19 protein-coding genes and 1 pseudogene are annotated in these 20,288 nt (G+C 41.6%); 9 read left to right on the top strand and 11 right to left on the bottom strand.

Annotation, left to right across the window (positions count from 1 at the left end; translation table 11 throughout):
- Positions 1-7: 7 nt before the first annotated feature.
- The 7 genes and pseudogenes from NMG48_RS15320 to NMG48_RS15290 form a co-directional block, all read right to left on the bottom strand.
- Positions 8-2,011 carry an NAD(P)/FAD-dependent oxidoreductase gene (locus tag NMG48_RS15320; protein ID WP_271252352.1) on the bottom strand — a complete coding sequence of 668 codons (2,004 nt, stop codon included), beginning with the start codon at positions 2,009-2,011 and terminating at the stop codon, positions 8-10.
- A 61-nt stretch (positions 2,012-2,072) separates the two neighbouring features.
- Positions 2,073-2,348: pseudogene (locus NMG48_RS15315) on the bottom strand (type II toxin-antitoxin system VapC family toxin); the annotation flags it as partial.
- A gap of 273 nt (positions 2,349-2,621) precedes the next feature.
- Positions 2,622-2,909: a hypothetical protein gene (locus NMG48_RS15310; RefSeq protein ID WP_271252350.1), complete on the bottom strand. Its 288-nt coding sequence runs from the start codon at positions 2,907-2,909 to the stop codon at positions 2,622-2,624.
- Positions 2,910-3,026: 117 nt separating this feature from the next.
- Entirely contained in the window at positions 3,027-3,707 is a 681-nt protein-coding gene (locus NMG48_RS15305) for a DUF4276 family protein (RefSeq protein ID WP_271252349.1), read from the bottom strand.
- Positions 3,704-4,825: an AAA family ATPase gene (locus NMG48_RS15300; RefSeq protein WP_271252348.1), complete on the bottom strand. Its 1,122-nt coding sequence runs from the start codon at positions 4,823-4,825 to the stop codon at positions 3,704-3,706. Before NMG48_RS15300 ends, NMG48_RS15305 begins: the two co-directional genes overlap by 4 nt.
- A 21-nt stretch (positions 4,826-4,846) precedes the next feature.
- On the bottom strand, positions 4,847-6,166 hold the full coding sequence (locus NMG48_RS15295) for a M16 family metallopeptidase (protein ID WP_271252347.1): 1,320 nt from the start codon (positions 6,164-6,166) through the stop codon (positions 4,847-4,849).
- A gap of 238 nt (positions 6,167-6,404) precedes the next feature.
- A complete protein-coding gene (locus NMG48_RS15290; RefSeq protein ID WP_271252346.1) occupies positions 6,405-7,412 on the bottom strand; it encodes a hypothetical protein in 1,008 nt (335 codons plus the stop codon).
- 194 nt (positions 7,413-7,606) lie between these two features.
- Between NMG48_RS15290 and NMG48_RS15285 the strand changes: the two genes are divergently transcribed.
- Positions 7,607-8,047, top strand: coding sequence for a Uma2 family endonuclease (locus tag NMG48_RS15285; RefSeq protein ID WP_271252345.1), 441 nt, complete (start codon positions 7,607-7,609; stop codon positions 8,045-8,047).
- Positions 8,017-8,250 carry a Uma2 family endonuclease gene (locus NMG48_RS21840; protein ID WP_441339194.1) on the top strand — a complete coding sequence of 78 codons (234 nt, stop codon included), beginning with the start codon at positions 8,017-8,019 and terminating at the stop codon, positions 8,248-8,250. The genes NMG48_RS15285 and NMG48_RS21840 overlap by 31 nt, the downstream gene beginning before the upstream one ends.
- A gap of 35 nt (positions 8,251-8,285) precedes the next feature.
- Here the strand turns inward: NMG48_RS21840 and NMG48_RS15275 are convergent, their stop codons facing one another.
- Entirely contained in the window at positions 8,286-9,485 is a 1,200-nt protein-coding gene (locus NMG48_RS15275; RefSeq protein ID WP_271252344.1) for a class I SAM-dependent rRNA methyltransferase, read from the bottom strand.
- Between the two features lie 177 nt (positions 9,486-9,662).
- Here NMG48_RS15275 and NMG48_RS15270 point away from each other — a divergent pair, with 177 nt between their 5' ends.
- Positions 9,663-10,124 carry a Fur family transcriptional regulator gene (locus NMG48_RS15270; RefSeq protein ID WP_271252343.1) on the top strand — a complete coding sequence of 154 codons (462 nt, stop codon included), beginning with the start codon at positions 9,663-9,665 and terminating at the stop codon, positions 10,122-10,124.
- Between the two features lie 7 nt (positions 10,125-10,131).
- On the opposite strand, the gene NMG48_RS15265 is transcribed toward NMG48_RS15270, so the two are convergent.
- Positions 10,132-10,593, bottom strand: coding sequence for an SRPBCC family protein (locus NMG48_RS15265; RefSeq protein ID WP_271252342.1), 462 nt, complete (start codon positions 10,591-10,593; stop codon positions 10,132-10,134).
- 354 nt (positions 10,594-10,947) lie between these two features.
- Between NMG48_RS15265 and NMG48_RS15260 the strand changes: the two genes are divergently transcribed.
- The 6 genes from NMG48_RS15260 (at position 10,948) to surE (ending at position 15,998) form a co-directional block, all read left to right on the top strand.
- Positions 10,948-11,943, top strand: coding sequence for a rod shape-determining protein (locus NMG48_RS15260; RefSeq protein ID WP_345961276.1), 996 nt, complete (start codon positions 10,948-10,950; stop codon positions 11,941-11,943).
- 11 nt (positions 11,944-11,954) lie between these two features.
- Positions 11,955-12,701, top strand: coding sequence for a rod shape-determining protein MreC (gene mreC / locus NMG48_RS15255; RefSeq protein WP_126387337.1), 747 nt, complete (start codon positions 11,955-11,957; stop codon positions 12,699-12,701).
- On the top strand, positions 12,702-13,247 hold the full coding sequence (gene mreD / locus NMG48_RS15250) for a rod shape-determining protein MreD (protein WP_271252341.1): 546 nt from the start codon (positions 12,702-12,704) through the stop codon (positions 13,245-13,247). It abuts the gene before it with no gap.
- Positions 13,248-13,281: 34 nt separating this feature from the next.
- On the top strand, positions 13,282-14,745 hold the full coding sequence (locus tag NMG48_RS15245; RefSeq protein WP_271252340.1) for an inorganic phosphate transporter: 1,464 nt from the start codon (positions 13,282-13,284) through the stop codon (positions 14,743-14,745).
- 261 nt (positions 14,746-15,006) lie between these two features.
- The gene (ndhO, locus tag NMG48_RS15240) at positions 15,007-15,225 is read left to right on the top strand and encodes an NAD(P)H-quinone oxidoreductase subunit O (RefSeq protein ID WP_271252339.1); all 219 of its coding nucleotides are present in this window, start codon (positions 15,007-15,009) and stop codon (positions 15,223-15,225) included.
- 68 nt (positions 15,226-15,293) lie between these two features.
- A complete protein-coding gene (gene surE, locus NMG48_RS15235; RefSeq protein WP_271252338.1) occupies positions 15,294-15,998 on the top strand; it encodes a 5'/3'-nucleotidase SurE in 705 nt (234 codons plus the stop codon).
- Between the two features lie 26 nt (positions 15,999-16,024).
- Here surE and NMG48_RS15230 read toward each other — a convergent pair whose 3' ends face one another.
- The gene (locus NMG48_RS15230; protein ID WP_271252337.1) at positions 16,025-16,453 is read right to left on the bottom strand and encodes a cupin domain-containing protein; all 429 of its coding nucleotides are present in this window, start codon (positions 16,451-16,453) and stop codon (positions 16,025-16,027) included.
- A gap of 189 nt (positions 16,454-16,642) precedes the next feature.
- Entirely contained in the window at positions 16,643-20,110 is a 3,468-nt protein-coding gene (locus NMG48_RS15225) for an AAA-like domain-containing protein (protein ID WP_271252336.1), read from the bottom strand.
- Between the last annotated feature and the right edge of the window lie 178 nt (positions 20,111-20,288).

The following is a 20,288-nucleotide window of genomic DNA, read 5'->3' as shown; positions in this document are numbered from 1 at the left end:
GTGGGATTCATTTTGGTTTACCAACGGAATAGTTAATAGCATAGCTCCAACTTAGTAGACGTAGCCATAAACGTGGATTAGCAGGTTCCAACCATGTCTGACAACTTCGCAAAATCTGAGGCAACCATCCTCCTAAAAGCGCATTAGTTAAAGAACTGCGAGTAAAGGCTCCATAACTAGATAGCCATTTCAGCAAGTCCTGTATCCCTGCCATTTCCAAAATCCAAATTACTAATTTCGGATTTTTAAAAGCAGCAATCAGGGCAAGTCGGTTAAACATTAACCAATTGAGGCGATCTTTGATAAAGCGATCGCTGACGGGTTGCGGCTCATCGGCTAGTAATCCAAAGAAAGTATTGAGCATTGAGTTCACTCGCTCAGGAGGTAAATACATTCCCGTTGGAACCATCATTCCTTTTGAGAATAGCCAAGTAACGGCAATATTACTTTGATAGGCATTAATCTGGCTGAGATCATCGGCTTTGAGCAAATCATGCTTGAGAGCCGTATCCAGCAAAGTCGCTAGACGGGGCAAGTTGCGGACGAGGGAACCAAAGCCTGTAAAGACTAGGGGCGATTGTAAAGAGGCAGCATCACCGATCGCTAAGATGCGGTCAAAGGCGCATTTTTTAGAATCTTCATTGAGGCTGTAATGTCCTGTGATATAGCCAAAGGTTGCCTTCTTCCAAGTCAGTTTCTCCATGTCACAACGACGATATTCAGGCAAAATCGTGAAGAAGTCCTCATACATTTCCAGTAACGATCCCGGATTTTCGGGATGGACTTGGTGATAATGAAACAGATAAATCGTTAGTTCATCCTTTTCTGCTGGAAAGAGTTCCCAAATTAATTGCCGTCCTCGCGAAATATCACCATGACTAAACAGAACATCTCCATATTGGGAATCCCAAACGTGCTTATCAAAACCTTCAAGAACTGCGCCCACGGTTGGACAAACGCTATCAAAGGCTTGACCAGCATTGAGTTGTTGCGCGATCGCTGAAGCCGATCCCATCGCATCAATCACTAAGCGCGAATTAAGAATTACCTCGGTATTGGTTTCTAGATTCTTAGCAAAGATGGTTGCACCACGATCGTTAATTACTACTTTCTGAAACTCGGTGCGATCGCAAATTACTGCACCATATTGATGTAATTTTTTACTACAAATTTCTAACAAACGATTAGTATCGATCGCAATATTTAAAACCGTTGGCGTATGCAGCACCTTCGCCTTCAGATGTGGGGGATTATTGCTATCAAAGAATTTGTTAAATCCATCCACATATTCCGCCGTAATCATCGCTTCAAATTCTTCTTTAGTGAAGAGTCCAAAATCGATGAGATTCTGAAATTCTGCACGAGAGATATTCCATTCCCGATTCATCCGTCCAAAGGGAATGCGCTCTACTAAGCAAACGCGATAGCCTAACTTCGCCATCATCGCCGCATGAATCGCCCCCAATGCTCCGCCCAGATACACGATGTCATAGATCACATCTGATTTGGCAGAATTAGCTTGTGAATCTTCAAAAATTACTTGCTTGGGAGTTTCGGGATTTTTAACACTCTCCCGCCAGCGCTTTTCCCACCAATAGACGCGATTAAGGTCATATTCACCATTGGGAATCCGTTGAAAGAATTTAACCGTAAGCGGATACTCTTCAGCTAAGGCTTCAAAAATTGATTGATTTGGGGCGATCGAAGGCGGCTGTTTAAACTCGTAGGGAAAAGCTTGACGCACCGCTTTCGTGAAATGCTCAAGAAATTCCTTTTCTCCATCCATGACCTCATCCGACCATCGGAATATTTTGAGGTAAGTCGTGCGCTGCAATGTCCAAATAAATACTGATAATTGCGCGATCGCTCCTGAGCGATTTTGGCGATCGAGGATAAAGCCATGCTTAGCAACGGATTTTTTCCCAAAGGGAGGTTGGTACTCAGTCTGGAGCCATGTTTTCACGGCTGCAACTTGAGGCGTAGGGATCTCGATGTAAAGTAACTGCTGCATGGCTCAATCAATATCTTCAATGTTCTCATTTTGGCATATAGGCGATCGCTAGGGGATGCGTTTAAGTTTCTGGGCGCAACAATCGAGTAAAACCTTCTTGCTCAAAGTGGCGATCAGTTGTTAATGCTTCAGTAATTCCTCTTTGCTTCATCAAAACAAAGCTGACTGCATCGCATAAAGAGTAAGTTTTATCCAGTCTTAAAGTTAATAGCTCAATGGCTTCTCGATGTAGCTGTTCATTTATCCAAACTGTCTCTATATCTGGGTTATCCAATAAATCAACGATGAAAGCAAGCATGAAATCACGCGGAAGTCTTCTCGCATTAGCTAACCCAAGTTGCTACCTATTAAAAATCGGCTCAAAACAAGTTAAAAACAGCCTCGCTAAGTCCAAAATGACGCTATTTTTATATAAAAATCTAGCATTTTTTATTTTAACTTTAGTCTTAAATGAATAGGTAGCAACTTGGGTTAGCTAAGGCTACATATTCAACAATGATATAGCTATGCGTCAGTCGAGTTAAGGATTTTTTGTATTCGTTACAAGCTTGTGTGTGGAGAGGTTCAGTTTTGTAATGGAGGCAAAGTAACCCTGACGTATCGAGAAGCATTATTCGTCCCCGTGGTTACTGGCATATTCTTTTGCTAAGTCAGCATCAATACTTTCGTTGTCTAAATTCATAGCAATACCTAGATCAATTTCTCCAAAATGACGCTCAAATTTCGATATTCTGCGTTCTTTTTCTGCATCATTTGGTAAGAGCTTAAACATTTGGGCAAAGTTTTGCTCAAGCAGCTTTACAACTAAATTTTCTGGCGGAATGCCAATACTTTGGGCTTGCTGATGAAGAGCAGCAAAAAACTGGTCATTCAACTCTAGAGTCAAAGTTTGCGTCATAAAGTTTACTCATCGGTAGAGATTTAGTGTAATTATAGCCTCTAGAGTTCGGACGTAACTTTGTTATTGGCGGCTAATTGGTATTGCATTTCTCAGATTTACATTCCGCTTACAACATCAAATTTCCAATCTCTCTAAACGTGTTACCCATTGATCAAAATGTGGACATTTTTCTCTGATTTTTACCAACCCAATTTTCTGGATTACTTGAGGAGCTAAAGTGGTTTTTAATTTGTCGTATCTGGGGATAACTTTTGCAAGTCGCTTAGAAGGAGCCGTAGTTATTCCTTGATTAATTAGTTCAGGAGATGAATAACTACTGCATTCTGTGGACAATCGATTGATTTCATTTTGGTATGTATCATATTCAGGAAAGCTTTTATATATCTCCTCTAAATTTGTAAAAATCAAAGATTCAATTTCATGCAACTGAATATATGGAATGAAACGATTATCATTAATACTATTTGCAAAAGCAGTTTCTAACAATCCAACTTTATGATAAGGATCTAATAATTTATTAGCTTGCTCAAATGATGGAAATTCATTTGGTAAAGCATATAGATCGAACATAGTTGTAAATCTTGCATCTTGTTTACTTTGTTGCTTTAGCCAGCGATTAATATCATTTTCAACTTTTGCATAATTTTCTAATCCACCTTTTTTGCCTTTAGCTTTGCTAGTTGTTACGCGGCAAGCAGATGTAGAAATTTGAAATTGTCCTAAATGATCGACCAAAGTGTTGTTTACAAATAATTCTTCTGTTTCCCCTTCAACAATAATGTTTAAACGAATCATCGGCTAGGTCTCCCACCGATAACATTTTTATTCCATAACTCAGACAATGAATATTCTTCTAGCCAGTCTTCTAGATCTGTTTCAACTAACCTTTTAAAAGTAGATTCTCGCTCATTTCTTTCAACAACAATAATATCTTCTGGTTCAAAACAATCTACTAATAATGGTGATTGAGTTGCTAAAATCACTTGACAGCGATTAGCAACACTATTAATTAAGCTACCAATAATATTAATAGCGTAGGGATGTAATCCTAGCTCTGGCTCATCTAAAATTAAAACATCAGGCAGACTGTCAGGAGGTTGTAATAAAAGCGTTACTAAAGCCATTACTCTTAATGTTCCATCCGATGCTTGATGTGGACTAAATATCAAATCAGTTCCTTTTTCTCTCCATTGTAAAAGTACTGTTTTACTCGTAGGATTTAGTACAAAATCCGCAAAAAATGGTGAGATTTGTGAAACTGTTTCTATAATTCTTTGATAATAACGAGGTTCTTTTGATCTAATTCTTAAGAGAAATGGTGCTAAATTACCAGCATCTTCTTTAAGATATTGATTGTCATCAGCATTCCACTTTTGTTTAATTCTTGAAGTGGTTGAAGTGTTATGAAACTGATACACAATAAAATTTCGTATCAGGCTATAGATTTTTTTTTGTGCGAACATTGTGAATTCAAGCAGCTTTGATTCTCTATGACCTGATAGTAATGTCATCCAATCTGACCAAACATTGTACATGATATTAAAATCACGACACTTCTCTTCAGCAAATACAAATGTGTCCGATGCTGCATAAGAAAGTTTAAATGAATAGTCAAATCTATCATTTTTAAAAGCATAGTCAAATTTATCTTTACTGACTTCAAATTCAAGTTCTGATTCAATTTGGAGAGTAATTTCTGCTCCATCAAACAGAAAAGAATTTGCACCTCCTGATTGTGCAACAAAAAGTTGCAATTCACCTTGAGATTGCATCATCCGATTCAATAACTTAAAAAAAGAAATAAAATTAGATTTACCTGAACCATTCGCGCCAATTAAAACGTTGATGGGAGATAAATCTAATTCTAATTCTTTAATTGATTTAAAGCCTTTGATGCTGATGTGTTTAAGCATAGCGATCGCACAATTTCACACTTAAGGTTTGACAATCAAAATACCGTAGGCATCAGGATTGAGGTATTTGCGAACGGCGGCTTGGATATCCTCTTTAGTGATGGATTTGATTAAATCGGGATAGTTTAAGGCCGGCTCTAGCGAACCGACAATGCGATCGTAATAGCCGTAGATCCCTGCGCGTTCCTTGGGTGACTCATTGCCGAAGATAAAGCGATTGCTGACTTGAGTGCGAATTTTGGCAAGTTCCTCATCGGTGACAGGCACTTCATGCAGTTGGCGAATATGCTCACGAATCGCTTCTTCAACGATCGCTACATCCTCCACATTTAACTTCGCAAATACTTGGAAATTACCTTGCCAACGCATTGCTGAATTACTAACGGAAATGCGATCGACGATGCGCCGATTTTCGCGTAAGTCCTGCACCATCCGCGAAGTACGTCCACTACCGAGAATATTTGCCAGAATACTCAGAGGATAGGTTTCTGATAGCTCGGTCAAGCCAGAAACGCGCCATGTCATGCTCAATCGAGCTTGCTTGAGACTGGTATCGGTTACTTCGCGCCGCACAATTTCGGTAAAGGGCTTTTCGGGAGTGAAAGTCTTAGGCTGAGGTTTATCCGCGATCGCATCTCCTTCAAAGTAATTAGCAATTACACCGATCATCTCGCTCACTGGCAAATTGCCAACCACAGCGATCGTCATGTTTTGCGGTGCATACCACTGACGATGAAAAGACTTCATCTGCTCAGATGTGACTTTTTCAATGACATCAACGGGACCTAATACCGCACGGCGATAGGGCAATTGCTCATATACCAATTCGGAAATATGGCGATAAATGCGGCGATCAGGATTATCTTCGCTACGGCGAATTTCCTCTAGCACCACATGACGTTCACGCTGAAACTCTTCATCGGGAATGCTAGCTTTTAGGACTACATCCAGTTGCAAGGGTGCGAGTTTTGCGAAATCTTTAGGTGCAACATTAATATAAAAATGCGTGTAGTCCTGACTGGTTGCCGCATTAGTGTTACCACCGTGGAACTCGATCGCCTGTTCAAATTCTCCCAATGCAAGGCGATCGCTACCCTTGAAAACCATATGTTCCAAGAAATGCGCCATCCCGTTAATGTCATCGCTCTCTACGGCAGAGCCAACATCAACCCAAATACTCAGGTTGACCGCATCTACAGGAATCTGTTCGGCAATAATCTTAATTCCATTGGGTAGAACATGTTGAGTAGGCGCAGATAGCTGCGCTCTAGTAGCTAGATCATTGAGTGCATGATCGGTCACAGCTACATCTAACCGACGCGGAACGACGATCGCTGGCATGGCAAAATTAGGGTTTTACTAAATTTTTTAAATAAAAAGCAGAATCGAGCGAAATTAAGTTTTTTATATCAGGGTTTTAGTATCAGGATGGGCGACACTAGGTGTCGCCCATCCTGATACTAATTTAAGGTTATACCAATTTAGGGAGGTGTTGTTATAATCTCCTCAAATCAAGTTCTTGTTAGCTGAATTAAAAAATACACATCGACAGAATTTGCGAGGCAAAATCGTTCGATACTTACAATCTTTCTAGTTCCTGCAATTTGTAATAAGCTTCTCGCAGGGGCAAGCTTGTATTATCTCCTAGCATAGCAGCAAAATCATAGGACTCTTGGTACGCAGCGCGTGCTTTTGGCAGATTTCCAAAAGATAAGTACAAATCACCTAGATATCGCTGCACGATCGCGGCGGTTTCTTGATCGCCCATTACCAAAGCCAAGCTAGATCGGTTTTGCAATAGCTCTTCAATGCGATAGAAATTAGGCACTTCGAGATAAGCAGCAATAATGCGATCACTAGCTACCGACATCAGTTTGTAATTGCGATGTTGACGAGCGATCGTTAGCGCCATGCCATAGTCGGTGATTGCAGCTTTGTAATTGTCCAAAGCCATCAAACTATCGCCACTATTGATGTATGTATAGCCTTCCCCGATCGCTTCACGGATGGGATGCACTTTAATCGATGCGTAATATTGTTTGAGAGCCTCTAAATGATTGCCATAGCGCTCTGCAATTAAACCTTTGTTATTTAAAGCGATCGCTGTATTCAGCCCTTGCTCGTTTTTGGTAGATAACTCAAGGGTTACCTTGTTGAGTTTTGAAGCCGATTCTAGCTTACCTTGCGCAATCTCAAAGCTTACTAAGTTGTTCGAGCTTTCAAGCTTTGCCCCATTATCTTGCAAAGTATTGGCATAGCCTATGCGCTGACGACTGGTATCTTGAGCCGCATTGCTTGCCCCCAGTAATTCGTAGGCATCACTCACTCGCGCCAGAGTATAGGAAATTGCTGCTTGGTCATTGACACGCCGATAGTAACCGATCGCATAGAGCCAAGTTTTAATTGCTTCACGGGGTTTGCCGTCCTTCAGTTGCGTATAGCCAACATCCAGTAAGCGATCGGCTTCATCTCGTACCGCCCGATTTTCGGGATTGATCGTTACTTGTTGTGCCTGCATTGGCATTGGCACTACAATCGCTCCAACAAAGGCTGCCAAAATCGTCGCCCCAATGTTAGCAACCGACATTTTCTGACGCTTTCTATACATATCCCTACATCCTCACCAATAAGGTGGACATATTGTAGCGACATAAAAGCAATTTTTTCTAGAAGTTTTCTGACTTTTTCTGACATTTATTTCCACAGAGTTGTGGCGCAAAGCGCCACAACTCTGTGGAAAGCACTTTGATATAATTTAGGCTAAGCATTTTGAGGAAATCTATGATTACACTCACGCAACCAAGATCTGATTCAGAAACATCCCAAGAGACGAATCTAGAGCTAAATTTTGACCAGTTCTTGGCACAATGTCCTGAGGATGGTCGCTATGAATTAGTGGATGGCAAAATGCTAAAAATACCAGCAACTAGATTTCATTACGATGTTGCTGGCTTAGTCATGGACTCAATGAGTGACGAGATTGAGCGCCTAAATTTAAACTACGTGGTTAATGACGTAGCCGCAGTTTTAACCACCAATAAAAAAGGAAAAGAACAGGGCAGACATCCAGATGTCAGCGTAATTAATCGGGATGTTTGGCGGAGCGATCACCTTAATCATCGGGGTATCCGTGAACCAATTCAGCTTACGGTTGAGGTGGTATCACCAAATTGGGAAGATGACTATACTATATTGATAAGCTCGAAGAATATGAGCGTTTAGGAATTTCTGAATATTGGATCGTTGATTATTTAGCGATCGGTTCGCGCAACTATTTAGGAGAACCTAAACTTCCTTCTGTGCTGATATTTACCTTAGATGCAGAAGGGAAATATCAAATGACTAGATTTCAAAATAGTGATCGCCTAATTTTGGCAACATTTCCAGAATTAAATCTCACAGTCGAGCAGATTATGACAGCCTAAATCTAATGAGTGGCGGCGCGAAGCGCTGCCACTCATTAGGTCACGCTCAAAACTAAACCCTTCAGGTATGCCCCTTCAGGATGAAAAATACTTGTGGGATGATCGGCGGGATGATTGAGATGATCCAAAATGCGAATTGACCGACCCGACTCGATCGCCGCCGCAGTAACTGCTCCTGTGAAATTCTCCACATTCACCACTTGCGAACAGGAAAAAGTAAATAGCAATCCACCAGTCTTTAATTTCGACATCGCCTGTAAATTCAAGCGCTTGTATGCCTGCATCGCCGAATGCCTTGCGGATAGACTCTTAGCAAAAGCAGGAGGATCAAGCACGATCGCCTCATAATCAGAGTCGCATTGCTTTAGAAAATCAAAGACATCGCCTGTAAAGGATTGATGAATCGCTTGGCGATCGCGATCAAAATTTGCGGCAATATTGCGATCTGTCCATTCCATCGCCTTTGCCGAACTATCGATCGAATGGACTTCCTTTGCCCCCGCCGCCACTGCATAAACCGAGAAACCACCCGAATAACAGAAGGTATTTAAAACCTTTTTCCCCGATGCATACTTACCAAACATCCGACGATTTTCTCTTTGATCTAAGAAAAATCCTGTTTTTTGACCTTTTTCCCAATCGACAATAAAGCGATGCCCATATTCCAAAACCTCAGCGCTATCGGCAGATTTCTCGCCAATTAATAAACCATCCTGAGACTGGGTTTGTGATTTGCGCGAAAGCGTTACCGAGCTTTTGTCATAAACTGCCTGCAAGCGATCGCCATAGATATCCTTCAAGATTTCTGCAATATCCTGACGATAGCGATAAGTTCCCAAAGAATGGCATTGCAAAACCGCCGTATCACCATACACATCAATAATTAATCCTGCTAAGCCATCGCCTTCCGAGTTAATTAACCGATAGCAATTGGTTTCTGGATTATCAATTAAACCTAATTGTTTTCTCAAAATAAATGCTTGCTTCAGGCGATCGCGCAATAAACTTTGCATCGACTCCACAGGCTGAAACGATAGCACCTTAATCGCAATGCTACCCATGCCCCACAAGCCGATCGCTAAAAATCTGCCATCCTCGCTATAGGCTTCGACCAAATCGCCATCATGAACGTCACCTTGGAGTTTAGCGATCGCGCCTGAAAAGATCCAAGGATGAAAACGCTGAACCGCATCGACTTTTTTACGATGAATAATCGCACGGGGCAACGATGGCATAGCTAATTACTTTAATTTACACAGGATTTTAACCATAGCATAAGTAGCTACACTCAAAAAATGTGGCGCACGCTGTATGTACACCACATTTTTTGAGCCTTTTCAGTAATTAAAAGCAATGCTAAGCGCTGCTTTTAATTATGCTATTCTCAAGAAGCTATCGTTATTGATAATGCTATGACTTCTGTGGAGACCACCTATTCACCTGAGGCCCTCAAGGCTGAACTTAATTCCAAAGGTTGTCGCATGACACCCCAACGCGAAGTTATTTTAAGTACATTCCAGACCCTTCCTGAAGGTGAACACTTAAGTGCCGAGGATCTATATGAACGACTAAAAGCACAGGGTGAAAATATCAGCCTTTCAACTATATACCGTACCGTCAAAATGATGGCACGCATGGGCATTTTGCGTGAACTAGAACTCACCGAAGACCACAAACATTATGAAATTAATCAGCCTAAACCACACCATCATCACCATTTAGTCTGTGTAAAAACCAATCGCGTAATTGAGTTTAAAAACGACCAGATTCTCACAATTAGCAAAAAAGTTGCCGACAAATATGGCTTCTCTGTCCTAGATTGCCAACTAACAATTATTGGGGTCAGCCCAGAAGGGCAACGCTCGATTTTTTAAATGATTTCTAGCTAGCGGCTGATTGATTTTCTTTTGCAAAATCCGCTTGAGCATAAACGCGGAATCTCTCTAGATCTTCTTGCAGGGTGGATTCTACGAGTTGTCCTAAAAACAAATTATCCATCAACTGTCCGATCGCAGGTATAGCATAAGCAATACTTAGCTTTACAATAGTTATATTATTGGGGCGACCGTAAAAGCGCACTGCTCCACGATTAGGTAATCCCCCAATTGACTCCCATTGCATAATTTGGTTGGGAATTTGTTTAAGAATCCGAGATTTCCAAGTAAAAGTTAAACCGTTTGTGCCAAGTTTCCAAGCCGATATTTCAGGATCATCTGTTATGACTACGGAGTCGATCCACTTCATCCAACGGGGCATTGCGCTTAAGTCTGACCATAACGACCACGCATATTCCACGGGAATAGTTACTTCAGTTTGGACGGTATGTTCTAGCCAGTCACTCATTGGATAATAGTTAATTGTTAATAATTGTTATCTATACCAATCATATCCCAGATTTCGTATAGGAAAGAAAGCACCCAAAAGGTTGAATTTTAAAGAGGGGTACGGCGCAAAGCGCCGCACCCCTCTTCTGGGGTTTAAAACCTGAGAAGAATATGAATGACAGCGCGAATCGCGCTGTCATTCATATTCTTCTCAGGTAAACGTGGTGATAACCATAAAAGTAATGTACCGCTTAGGGAATAGTCATAAGACTAGACTAAGTGACAACAATCGTAATAAAATGTTAAGACGACATAGCTAGTTTGACCACTGGAAGAGTTTACTGTGGGTTTATTACGCCATTTTACAAAAGATATCGGCATTGACCTCGGTACTGCCAACACACTTATTTATGTGTCTGGTGAAGGTATCGTGTTGCAAGAGCCATCAGTTGTTGCGATCGATCAACGAGACAAAACTGCCTACGCAGTTGGAGATGAAGCAAACAAAATGATCGGGCGCACACCTGGTGACATTATTGCCGTGCGTCCTCTTAAAGACGGTGTAATTGCTGATTTTGACTCAGCCGAATTGATGTTGCGAGCCTTCATCCAAAAAGTCAAAAAAGGTGTTTTTAATCCGCGCATTGCGATCGGTATTCCTAGCGGTGTTACAGGCGTAGAATGGCGCGCCGTCATGGATGCTGCCCGTCGCGCTGGAGCTAGTGAAGTTTATCCCATTGACGAACCAATTGCCGCAGCGATCGGTGCAGGTCTGCCTGTAACTGAAGCCACGGGTAACATGATCATCGATATCGGTGGTGGTACTACTGAAGTTGCTGTCATGAGTTTGCAAGGGATTGTTTTGAGTGAATCTGTAAGGGTTGCAGGGGATGAACTCAGCGAAGCAATCATGAAGTACATGAAGACTGTACATAACCTCGTTGTCGGGGAACGCACTTCCGAAGAAATCAAAATCAAAATTGGCTCTGCTTATCCCATTAAAGAAGAAACTTCGATGGAAGTAAGAGGTTTACACCTATTGTCAGGTTTGCCTCGTACCGTCACCGTCAAGTCTTCGGAAATCCGTGAAAGCATGAGTGAGCCACTCTCGGTCATTATCGAAGCAGTTAAACGCACTCTCGAACGTACACCTCCTGAACTTGCTGCCGATATTATCGATCGCGGTATCATGCTAGCTGGTGGTGGTGCATTGCTTAATGGCATTGACACACTAATCAGTCACGAAACTGGAATTGTGACGCATATTGCTCCAGCGCCACTTAACTGTGTCGTCATTGGGGCTGGTCGTGTACTCGAAGATTATAAGAACCTTGGTCGTGTATTAACCAGCCGTTTGAAAAGTTTATAGGTAACTTTTTCATGGATTCAATTCGGAGTTGGTGGGAGCGCTATAGTTTTCAGACCGCCATTGTTGCTGCTGGTATAGGTTTAGCTTGGGTAATTCGCCAAACTCAGGGTGTGGCGATTATGGAAACCTATCAGTTTCTCAGCAAACCTTTCCAGTCAACAGTATCTAAGCAAGAGTTAATACAGGATGCTCAGGTACGTGAGTTGAAATACCGATTGACTGAACTGGAGTCACAAAACCAACGCATGAAAGAACTGCTCAAAGTAAAAGCTAGTTCCACAGATGTAGGGGTTTGGGCGACGGTAATTGGTCGTGGAGCTGATTCTTGGTGGAATCAAATCTTAATTGCTAAAGGTAGTAATGATGGCATTAAAGCAGGTGCTGTTGTCGTTGCTCCAGGCGGATTAGTGGGGCGAGTTACCCATGTTTCCCCAAATAGTAGTCAAATTTTGCTGGTTAGCGATCCCAATAGTCAAATTGGGGTGATTGTTAGCCGTAGTCGTTTTAGTGGAATGCTGAAGGGACAAAGCCAAAACACGGCGATCTTAGAATTTTTTGAACGAGATCCCGATGTTAAGGTTGGAGATATTGTCCATACTTCGCAATTTAGTACACTATTTCCTGAGAATGTGCCTGTAGGTCGTATTAAATCTATTAACCTCGATAAACAACCTTCCCCTGAAGCGATCGTTGAGTTTTCTACTCCTCTTGGTCTTTTGGAATATGTAAAAGTTTATCCTTTTCAAGAAAAGCGCTAAATGCTCGATCGCAATACTTCCTTATCCAAAAAGCTCTTAAACTGGGGGGTAACCCTTGGTTCACTATTGGCATGTATCTTAGCGATGTATACCCGATTTCCGGGGATGACTTTGATGGGAATTGCGCCTAACTGGTTATTGATCTGGTTGGTAGCTTGGAGTGTGAATCGTCCTGTTTTTTTATCGGTGATGGTTGGTATTGCGCTGGGTATGGTACAGGATGCGATGACCTTTGCGGATGTGCGCGTTGCACCGACCCATGTTTTAGGACTAGCGATCGCTGGCGGGATCACATCACTCTTGCAAAAACAGCGATATGTACAGGAAGATTTTATTTCGATCGCCTTAATTGTGTTTGGGATGGCGGTAATTGTGGAGACAATGCACGCCGTTCAGCTAACCATGATGGGTGCAAAAATAGATAATGTATGGATTTTGCAACAAAGAATTGCCCTAAGTTCCGCAATTTTAAGTAGCTTATGGTCGCCAGTGATTTATTTCCCGCTTAGCCGTTGGTGGCGCTCAATGGCAAGACCAGAAGACTAAAATCTGTGCAAAGCACAGGTTTTAAAATAGGCAGATGGAATATCTATTTTTTGGTTTAGCGATCACTTTAGTCATTGGCTTTGAGTTTGTGAATGGATTTCATGACACAGCTAATGCTGTGGCTACCGTTATTTATACAAATACGCTCAAGCCTACATATGCAGTTGTTCTATCGGGAATTTTTAATTTGCTAGGAGTCTTGACTTCTAGCGGGACAGTTGCATTTGCGATTATTGCCCTGTTGCCTGTAGATCTGGTGGTGAATAGCTCGTCATCACAGAGTTTAGTAATGGCGATCGCTTTACTCCTCTCGGCAATTATCTGGAATTTAGGAACTTGGTATTTGGGATTGCCTGTATCCAGCACCCATACATTAATTGGTTCAATTACTGGAATTGGGATTGCTAATTCTGTAATAAATTCTTTCTCTTCGACAAATAGTTATTGGTGGGATGGCGTTAATTGGCTGAAGATGCAGGAAATCTTGATTTCGCTGGTAATTTCGCCATTGCTAGGATTTTGCGGCGCAGCAATTCTATTTCTACTTGCCAAACATTTAATCCGCCAAGAGGAACTTTATACGGCTCCAGAAGAGAATGTTCCTTCGCTATGGATTCGTGCTGTGTTGATTTTGACCTGTTCGGGTGTGAGTTTTGCTCACGGATCTAATGATGGGCAGAAAGGAATGGGTTTAATGATGCTAATTTTGGTTGCGATTTTACCCAGCGTTTTTTCTTTAAATTTAAATACGAGTCCTCAAGCGATCGCGCAATTAGTCGCCTCATCAAATTCTGCAATTCCCATTTTATCTTCGCAATTTATTGCTAATACTAATCAAGATATATCTTTGATTAACAGTCGTGATGAACTTAGTCAGTTTCTCAAACCACAGGGACAGGTGAATGAAAATATTTGGCGATCGCTGGTTGTTGAGAGTCAAATCATTGCTGAGAAGTTATCGGCTAATAATAATTTGATGGATATTGCTGCAAGCGATCGCCACCAAGTTAGAGATGATATTTATCTTGTCGCTAGTACTATTACCAAACTAGAAAAACAACAACTATTAGCTAATTTTGAACATCCAGAAATAATTACTAACTATCGCAATCAATTGGATCATCTCACCAAATTTATTCCCTATTGGATCAAAATCACAATCGCTCTGGCTCTCGGTTTAGGGACAATGATTGGCTGGAAGCGAGTTGTCGTTACCGTAGGCGAGAAAATAGGTAAAGAGCATCTGAATTACGCTCAAGGAGCTTCCGCCGAGCTAATCACGATGACGACAATTAGTGTTGCTGATTATTTCGGACTACCTGTGAGTACTACACATATTCTCTCTTCTGGTATTGCTGGCTCGATGGTTGCAAATCGTTCTGGTTTACAGTTCGACACTTTAAGAAATTTGTTGTTAGCTTGGCTGTTAACTTTACCAAGCTGTATCTTGTTAGGATTTTTGACCTACACAATACTTTTATTTATGATTAACATTTAGGAATCACTAAGTATCTAGGCGTAAATGAATAACCCCGCCGCAAGCGGCGAGGTTATTCATTTACGCCTAGATACTTAGTGATTCAGTCCATCTTGCAAAGACACTCACCAAAACCCAAGAAGAGAATAGCGGCTTTTCGCGCCGCCATTCTCTTCTATTTTGTATTGATACAAGCGACGGCAACTATACCTCTCCCATCAGATTGCTATACAATACCTATTAGCAGTTTTAATTTCTTAATAATTTGTTGTATTAAATCCTATGGCACTAAAGAAAGGTACACTCGTTCGCGCAATCCGCGAGAAGCTCGAAAATAGCATTGAAGCTACGGCTAATGATACGCGCTGGTCTTCCTATATCTTTGAGACATGGGGCGAAGTATTGGAGTTTCGTGGTGATTATGTCCAAGTCAAGTTTGGTAAAGTACCAACCCCTGTAATTTGGCTCCATAAGGATCAATTAGAAGAACAAGCAGCATAGTTTATAGAAAGCTCACCATTAGGGTGAGCTTTTTGATTGCGAATGAAATCATAGAGATTAATAAATTCATGACCATTGTTTTGACTAATGATGATGGTATCGATGCAGAGGGAATTTGGTCTTTGCAAAAAGCTACAGAATTAGTATTTGGAACTAAGGGGGCGATCGCTGCTCCGATACGTCAATATTCAGGCTGTGGTCATCAAGTCACTACCCATGCCCCGATCGCAATTCAGCCAAGGGAAGAACTGGGGGAACATACCTATGCCATTGATGGATCGCCTGCGGACTGTGTGCGTGTAGCGATCGCACATTTATATAGCGATGTGAAATTGGTGCTATCAGGCATAAATCATGGTGGCAATATGGGCGTAGATGTCTATATGTCGGGGACAGTGGCGGCGGTACGCGAGGCAGCTTTTCATAATATTCCTGCGATCGCTATTTCCCATTATCGCGATCGGCGTAGAGAGTTTGACTGGACTTGGGCAGCCGAGACTTCCGCTAGGGTAATTAAGCACTTGTTAGAAATTCAACTTCCGCCGCAGTCCTATTGGAATGTGAATTTGCCCCATCTAGAGATGGCAGAGCTTGATCCCATTCCTGAAATTGTATTTTGCGAAAAGTCGAGTCAGCCGTTGCCATTAGGGTTTAAAGTCGATGGCGATCGCGTAACCTATGCGGGTCGTTACAATCTCCGCGATCGCGCTCCCAATACCGATGTCGATGTCTGCTTCTCTGGAAAAATTGCAGTTACACAAATGGGGGTTTAGGAAATCTGTAATTCTTTCTCTTACAATTAACTATAAACACTTGGATCGTAGAGAACTACATTTTCTTGTTCATTGGGATCATTGCGGGACACGATCGCATGGGCTGCTTCGGTATCACTGAGGTTATAGGGCTGATGCGGCACACCTGCGGGAATGAAGATAAAATCACCAGCTTCATTAATTACTGATTGGCTTAAACCCTTTCCATAGCGAGTTTCTACCCTTCCCTTGACTAGATAAATTGCAGTTTCATAGTCCCGATGAAAATGAGGCTCCGCTTTACCTCCTGCGGGAATGATCACCAGATTCATCGAAATTCCCTTTGCACCCGCAGTAGTGCCAGATATACCAACAAAATAGGGCAGCTTTTGTAGAGTGGCGGTTTCACTGTCAGGACGAACTGTGATGATTTGGCTGGAATGGTCAGGTAATTGCTCAGAACTAGAATTAACCATAGCAATTTTAAGTAAGTTTAGTTTGATCGCAGCACCATAGTCATTACAAGTGCTAATTACATCATAATACCTAGAAAATATATAATTGTGACCCCACCGAGGGCGGGGTCACAATCCTCTAATCGCTATATAGCCATAGACCAAAAAAATTAGCGGCGCTTCGCGCCGCTAATTTTTTTTGGTCTATGGCTATGCAACCTCATGGGTTTCCAAATATTCCTGAATCCAATTATTTCCTAATTGTAAAAGATGCTCTAAATTAAAATCCCATAATATGATGCGCCCATTAACACTACCTGATGCAAGGGTATTACCATCGGGACTAAAGCAAACAGTTTTGACCGATGATTGATGTCCTTGCAAAGTCAAGAGTTCCTTCCCATCTATACTCCATATTTTAACTAAGCCATCACTACCACCTGAGGCTAGGGTATTACCATCAGGACTAAAGCAAATACTCCTTACTTCCGCACTATGTTCATTGAGTGTTCTCAATAATTTACCTTCGAGATTCCATAGCTTGACGCTACCATCTTTACTACTACTAGCTACGGTTTTATTGTCAGGACTAAAACACACACTATAGACTTCTCCCGTATGCCCCACAAAGGTATCTAATAGAGTGCCATCCCAATGCCAGATTTTTACGGTTTTGTCTTGGCTGGCTGTGGCGATCATATTACCATCACGACTAAAACAGACCTGATAAACAGCATTAGCATGACCAACTAATGTATGAACCCATTCCCCATTTTTATTCCATAATTTGACTGTGCAATCACCACTTGCGGAGGCAAACAATTCTCCATCAATACGGTAGGCAACACTGTAAATAGCAGCCTCATGTTCGTTATAAATCGTTTTAAGTAATCTCCCTTGAGAATTCCAAACCTTAATGGCGCGATCGCTACTAACTGACAAGAGGAAGCGATTGTTTGGACTAAAACAAATACTATTTACGCTCTCTTTATAACCTTCTAAGGACGTGATTAATTTTGCAGAATTAGCAAACCAAATTTTGATGGTGCAATCGCTACTAGATGCGGCAATAAATCGACCATCGGGACTAAAAGCAATGCAATTAATCTCGTCTACATGCCCAACTAACTGAGTATTCGTGTTGCCCTCAGTATGCCAAAACTTAATAGTCGTATCTTGGCTGCCTGTAATCATCTTGCTGCCATTGACATTAAAAACAATGCTATAGATACCACCTTTATGCCCATATAGAGTTTTGAGTAAATTCCCTTTAATGTCCCAAACTTTAATAGTGCGATCGCTGCTGATAGAAGCAAGAGTTTGCCCCTTCGGATGAAACCGTACTCCCAAAACTTTATCGGTATGCCCTTCTAAAACTGCAAGTAGATTTCCTTCCATATTCCAAAGTTTGATATCACGACCACGACTTACAGAAGCAATGATCCTACCTGATGGAGAAATAGCAACATCTTCGATGAAGCTATCATGGGCTTTAATATTTCTGATCAAAGTTCCATCAATATTCCAGATAATTAAGGTACGATCAGCACTGCCTGTAATAATTCGTTCACCATCGGGACTAAAACACAGACAGGTAATCCATTTGTGATGTCCACTGCCAAAGGTATTGAAAGGTCTGCCATCATTCAGCCATAGTCTAACCTTTGCATCTTCGCCGCAGGATGCAAAAATGGAAGATGTGGGGCTAAATTTGACTGCTAAAACAGGGGCTTGATGATCTTTAATAACTTTAACTGGGCGTTCTAAATAGAATTTTTTGGAACGGTCAAGTTTCCAAAGTCTGATTGTGCCATCACGACTAGCGGAAACTAGATATTGACCATCGTTACTGAAACTAAGACTCGTAATCCAATTGGTATGACCAACAAGGGTTTGTTGCAAATTTCCTTTAGTGTCCCAAATCTTGATCGTGCGATCGCTACTTCCTGAAGCAATCAAGCGATCGCTATCTTGAATAGCGATACAGGTGACAATATCTAAATGGGCGGCAATATAGTTATACTCCTGCACATTGTAGACTGCTTGATGTAGTGCGGCAATCCCGTGCATTCGCAAGCTTACTTGTTGAGATATGGAAGTTTCTAATTCTTGTAATTTTTTAGCAGCTTCCAGTGACTCTAATAGAGACTCAAATTGCTGATTGAGAATAAATGTCGCTTTTGCCGAGGCACTTTTGAGAACGACTTCTGCTTCGGTTAAACTCGCTTGCAATCGTTGCTGCATTTCCACTAATCGAATTTTGGCTTCTTTCTCTGCTACTAAGGTTTCCTCTAGTCTTAATTTCGCCGCAGACAGGATTTGATTAGCTTCAGCTTGGGCAACAAGAGCTATTTCCACTTCCCGTTTTTCGAGATCTTGACTAGCTGAAAAGAAATGATAGTCATAGTTGCTTAGATTTTTGTCAGATGCCCATGCCAGTGCATCCTGTAGAGCTTGCCCACGTAGCAATCGAGATTCATCTTTGTAATCAGAATCCATCCAAGCCTTGAATGATTCACCGTAGGGACGCAAATTAGCGAGAGCTTGATTTACCCAAGTTTGATTAAAGATAGCTGCATAAATGGGATTGTAAACCCTTAATTTCCCACCCCGTTTGACGACTAATCCTGTGATTCGTAATTCTGTTTGTTCGGGACTATCATCGGCAATAATGCCACCCTCTAAATTTTTTTTTAAAGATGGTTCAGAAGTTAAAATCTGTTGATAGAGACCAAGCAATTTCCCTTGACGATTTTCGCTACTCCAAAGAATGCGATCGCGGATGGTTTTGAAGTGTTCAGGCTGATCGTGGATTTCCCAATTAGAGACTAATTGCGATCGCACCAAATTATTTACCCAGACGAGTTCATGCTGCACAGGAATCGGATCTGGAGAATTAATGATTAGTTGGCAAATTTTTTGAGTGAGAAAGGGTTGCCCTCCTGTATAGGCAATAATTGCTTTCAGGAGCGCCACAGGGTTAGTGGACTTCGATAGCAAGCCACGCATTAGGGGCTTAGTTTCCTTTAACTGAAAGCCTTTTAGTTCGATCGCTCGACCAATATTGAAAGGAGTACGTTGCTTATCACGAATAAGATCCGCAGGTGTCGCTACCCCAAATAGGGCAAAGGTTAACCGATTATAGGCAATGCGATCGGCGCGTCGATTAAATGCTTCGCGAATTAAAGCAAAAAAATCATCAACGGGAAAATTTAAACTGAGAATACTATCAATTTCGTCAACGAACAGAATAATTGGGGTAGCGATTTTTTTGAGTAGACCTTCATCAAGGAATTTACCAAAACGCTGCACGGGAGATAGTAATCGGTTGCGCTCCCACCACTCTTCCAAATCAAAGCTATCGTATAAATCGAGGCTACTGACGATACTATCAATCAGACCTGCATACCATTGTTCAGGATTAATGTCTGATGTGCCGATCGCTGTAATATCGATCGCAGCACAGGTATAGTTTTCCTTCTGCAAACGCTGCATTGTGCGAACACGTAAACTAGACTTACCCATCTGGCGAGAATTGAGGACATAACAAAATTCTCCTGCCTTCAAGCTTTCATAGAGATCTTTATCAGCCTGTCTTTCCACATAGGTAGGTGCATCTATAGATAGACTACCGCCAACTTGATAGAGATAAGTTGTGTTTCTTTCTAGGCTCATCATTGCTTATGATGTACAGCAGTTTGCGCTAGACATGCTCAATTTTTTAAATTTCCAAATATAGCTGTAGCCACTTAAGTCAGGATATGAAACCCAATCGAGAGTTGCGGTGCTTCGCACCGCAACTCTCGATTGGGTTGTGTGTTTTTCTTAACATTACTGACTATAGCTATCTATTTAG

This window comes from Pseudanabaena sp. Chao 1811, assembly GCF_027942295.1.
GTDB lineage: Bacteria > Cyanobacteriota > Cyanobacteriia > Pseudanabaenales > Pseudanabaenaceae > Pseudanabaena.
The sequence above is the reverse complement of the archived record's forward strand: the minus strand, read 5'-3'. Positions and strand labels throughout refer to the sequence as shown.

Bases quoted from the DNA above. Each gene is read 5' to 3' on its own strand.
- NMG48_RS15320 (WP_271252352.1), bottom strand. From the start codon at position 2,011: ATGCAGCAGTTACTTTACATCGAGATCCCTACGCCTCAAGTTGCAGCC.
- NMG48_RS15310 (WP_271252350.1), bottom strand. From the start codon at position 2,909: ATGACGCAAACTTTGACTCTAGAGTTGAATGACCAGTTTTTTGCTGCT.
- NMG48_RS15305 (WP_271252349.1), bottom strand. From the start codon at position 3,707: ATGATTCGTTTAAACATTATTGTTGAAGGGGAAACAGAAGAATTATTT.
- NMG48_RS15300 (WP_271252348.1), bottom strand. From the start codon at position 4,825: ATGCTTAAACACATCAGCATCAAAGGCTTTAAATCAATTAAAGAATTA.
- NMG48_RS15295 (WP_271252347.1), bottom strand. From the start codon at position 6,166: ATGCCAGCGATCGTCGTTCCGCGTCGGTTAGATGTAGCTGTGACCGAT.
- NMG48_RS15290 (WP_271252346.1), bottom strand. From the start codon at position 7,412: ATGTCGGTTGCTAACATTGGGGCGACGATTTTGGCAGCCTTTGTTGGA.
- NMG48_RS15285 (WP_271252345.1), top strand. From the start codon at position 7,607: ATGATTACACTCACGCAACCAAGATCTGATTCAGAAACATCCCAAGAG.
- NMG48_RS15275 (WP_271252344.1), bottom strand. From the start codon at position 9,485: ATGCCATCGTTGCCCCGTGCGATTATTCATCGTAAAAAAGTCGATGCG.
- NMG48_RS15270 (WP_271252343.1), top strand. From the start codon at position 9,663: ATGACTTCTGTGGAGACCACCTATTCACCTGAGGCCCTCAAGGCTGAA.
- NMG48_RS15265 (WP_271252342.1), bottom strand. From the start codon at position 10,593: ATGAGTGACTGGCTAGAACATACCGTCCAAACTGAAGTAACTATTCCC.
- mreC (WP_126387337.1), top strand. From the start codon at position 11,955: ATGGATTCAATTCGGAGTTGGTGGGAGCGCTATAGTTTTCAGACCGCC.
- mreD (WP_271252341.1), top strand. From the start codon at position 12,702: ATGCTCGATCGCAATACTTCCTTATCCAAAAAGCTCTTAAACTGGGGG.
- NMG48_RS15245 (WP_271252340.1), top strand. From the start codon at position 13,282: ATGGAATATCTATTTTTTGGTTTAGCGATCACTTTAGTCATTGGCTTT.
- ndhO (WP_271252339.1), top strand. From the start codon at position 15,007: ATGGCACTAAAGAAAGGTACACTCGTTCGCGCAATCCGCGAGAAGCTC.
- surE (WP_271252338.1), top strand. From the start codon at position 15,294: ATGACCATTGTTTTGACTAATGATGATGGTATCGATGCAGAGGGAATT.
- NMG48_RS15230 (WP_271252337.1), bottom strand. From the start codon at position 16,453: ATGGTTAATTCTAGTTCTGAGCAATTACCTGACCATTCCAGCCAAATC.
- NMG48_RS15225 (WP_271252336.1), bottom strand. From the start codon at position 20,110: ATGATGAGCCTAGAAAGAAACACAACTTATCTCTATCAAGTTGGCGGT.